This window comes from Leptospira soteropolitanensis, assembly GCF_026151655.1.
Lineage (GTDB): Bacteria > Spirochaetota > Leptospiria > Leptospirales > Leptospiraceae > Leptospira_A > Leptospira_A soteropolitanensis.
In genome coordinates this window covers 1-2,515 of record NZ_JAMQPN010000038.1, presented here as the reverse complement: position 1 = coordinate 2,515, position 2,515 = coordinate 1, and the positions used below count along the sequence as shown (strand labels likewise).

Sequence of the window (2,515 nt, the reverse complement as noted above, 5' to 3'; positions counted from 1 at the left end):
GTCGCAATTAAGCAAAAATATGACAAAAAGTAGAATTTTAATCTTACTAATTTTTTTTCAATGTAGTTCAAAATCGAACAATGTATTTTTAAAAACTAATTACATTCAAAATCAGTATTCAGAGAGAATTCCAATTATTCTTTTATTTGGTGATTCGAGTAAAATAACTATCCCAAATGAAACCTTCTATATCGATAGCTGGGTGAAAAGTAACCTACAACTTTATAGAGTAGATAAAAATCGTGATTTCTTTGGTCAGCTATTTCTAGAAGAAGAAGATATTATCGAAGATTTAACTTTCTATAATGCTAAATATTATAAATCTGAATTTAAAGCGTTTTTCATTCCTTTAATTGGATCTATCGAAAATACTGATGATAAAATTATTGCTACTGGATTTTTAAGAAAGAAAATCAAATGAAACTTATATTTCTATATATAGTGACTATTATTTTATACTCGAATTGCATTATGTTTACAAAGCCAAGTATTCATACTTACGATATTGAAAGAGATTATGCATTAGGTGAAAAAATAACTTACAACAAAGAATTAAATCGTTTTGAAAAAACAGAAAACTTTAAAGGAAAAATCATCTATGTTGGAACTGTTAAACTAAAGAAAGAAGAAAAAAAGGATTATAAAGTAAAAAAAGTATGTTTCGGTGATTTAGAAGACTCAAAAGAATCTATAGAAGGAAATTTCATTGTTAAAATATACAAAGAAAACAATAATCTCTGTTTCGAAACTAAAATCTAACTAAATAGCTTAACTGCGACTAACATCCGCTTACCGCATCGCTTCGGCACTCACGGCCTCGCTCGGTCTGCGACACATTCCTCTCCGGCACGCTTATTTGCCTCCGCAAAAATCGCGCCGACGCTAACGCCTCCTACTGAGGCTCAGCTACGAGGAACGTCGGTAAGCTTTTTCGTTAATTGCAATAGGTTAAATCATATAAAAAAAACGCGCGAAAATTTTCTTTAGAAAGGGTTGAGGAATAAATATATAGCTGCCTTTTAATAGTGGAAACTCTCTTCAAAGAAACTTTTATTAAACTGTGATTTGCTAACGATTTATATTTTTCCATTAAACGAAGAAAGATGAGTTTTTAATACGCTAGTACCAATTTAAATTTATAAGAAAAGAAAGATTCGGATCGAAAATTTTCGCTCTTGATGAGATTTCCCTTTCGAATAATATCTATTTCTATAGAAACCTACTGCAATTAACATCCGCTTACCGCTGCGCTGCGGCACTTACGGCCTTGCTCGGTCTGCGACACATTCCTCTCCGGCACGATTTTTGCCTCCGCAAATATCGCGCCGACGCTAACGCCTACTCCGTAGGCTCAGCTACGAGGAACGTCGGTAAGCTTTTTCGTTAGCCGCAATATCCGAAAAACTTATGAGTCTAATACAACAATTCCAAAGTATAGATATTCCAACAATAGAACGTTACGTTGAAGAAATGGAACAAGAAACACTTTTCCTTGACTTCAAAACTGTAAGAGGTGGATCACTCAGGTCTGATGATGATAAGAAAAACTTATCAAAAGCTTTATCAGGATTTGCAAACTCAGCAGGCGGGTTAATAGTCTGGGGTGTTTTGGCAAAAAAGAATGAAAATAATATCGATTGTGCCACAAAATGTGAACCTATCCAAAACATCTCACAGTTTTACTCTAGGCTCAATGAGTTAACAGGAGAATATGTTCAGCCCCTAGTTGAAAAGGTAGAACATAAAATTTTAATTTCAGATCAAATACATGATATAGGCTTTGCTGTTTCCCTAATACCAGAAAGCCTTTCCCCTCCCCATATGGCTGTCATCGATGGACGTTATTACAAACGAAGCGGTGCTAGCTTTTATCCTTTGGAACATTTCGACCTCGAAGATATGTTTGGAAGACGTCGTAAGGCAAATTTATCATTATCCCATAAGCTTATCAATTCTCCTGGAGATGCGAATAAAATTAATATCCAAATCATAATTCAAATCGTAAATACAGGAAAAGGAGTTGCGGAGCATGTTTTTTTAAATTTGAAACCCTTGGCACCGTACTCAATTTTCGCCCACGGTTTCGGAAATTTCAATCATGGTTTAAAAAGATTACTTCGACCACAAAGTAATGATGGCGAAATTCATTTCGCTGCTACAGACGGAATTGTAATCCATCCTAACTATAAATTTGATGTAACACCAATAAATTTAACCATATCAAAAATTGAAGATAAAATTTATCCAATCAAAATCTATTACAAGTTGTATACTGCAGGAACGATAGAAAAAACAGGAATCTATGAAATTTCAGAAGAAATTCTTAGGGATGAAATAAAAAAACTTTTTAGTTAATATCGGCTACTGCGGCTAACAGCGTGGAAACGCTTCGCTTCGGCACAAGGCCTCGCTTGGGCTGCGCCACATTTCCCTTCTGTCACTCGTTTGCATCCGCAAACTCCGTGCCAGTCCCTAACGTCCCATCGGGACTCAGGGTCGGGAAACGTCGTCTCCA

General features: G+C 35.3%; 3 protein-coding genes. All 3 read left to right on the top strand.

Features of this window, described 5'->3' with window-relative positions; all coding sequences use genetic code 11:
- The coding region (locus ND811_RS19075) for a hypothetical protein (protein WP_265365554.1) at positions 1 to 421 on the top strand (421 nt) is incomplete at its 5' end.
- A 50-nt stretch (positions 422 to 471) separates the two neighbouring features.
- Entirely contained in the window at positions 472 to 759 is a 288-nt protein-coding gene (locus ND811_RS19070; protein WP_265353567.1) for a hypothetical protein, read from the top strand.
- 648 nt (positions 760 to 1,407) lie between these two features.
- The gene (locus ND811_RS19065) at positions 1,408 to 2,355 is read left to right on the top strand and encodes an AlbA family DNA-binding domain-containing protein (RefSeq protein ID WP_265353568.1); all 948 of its coding nucleotides are present in this window, start codon (positions 1,408 to 1,410) and stop codon (positions 2,353 to 2,355) included.
- Positions 2,356 to 2,515: the final 160 nt, after the last annotated feature.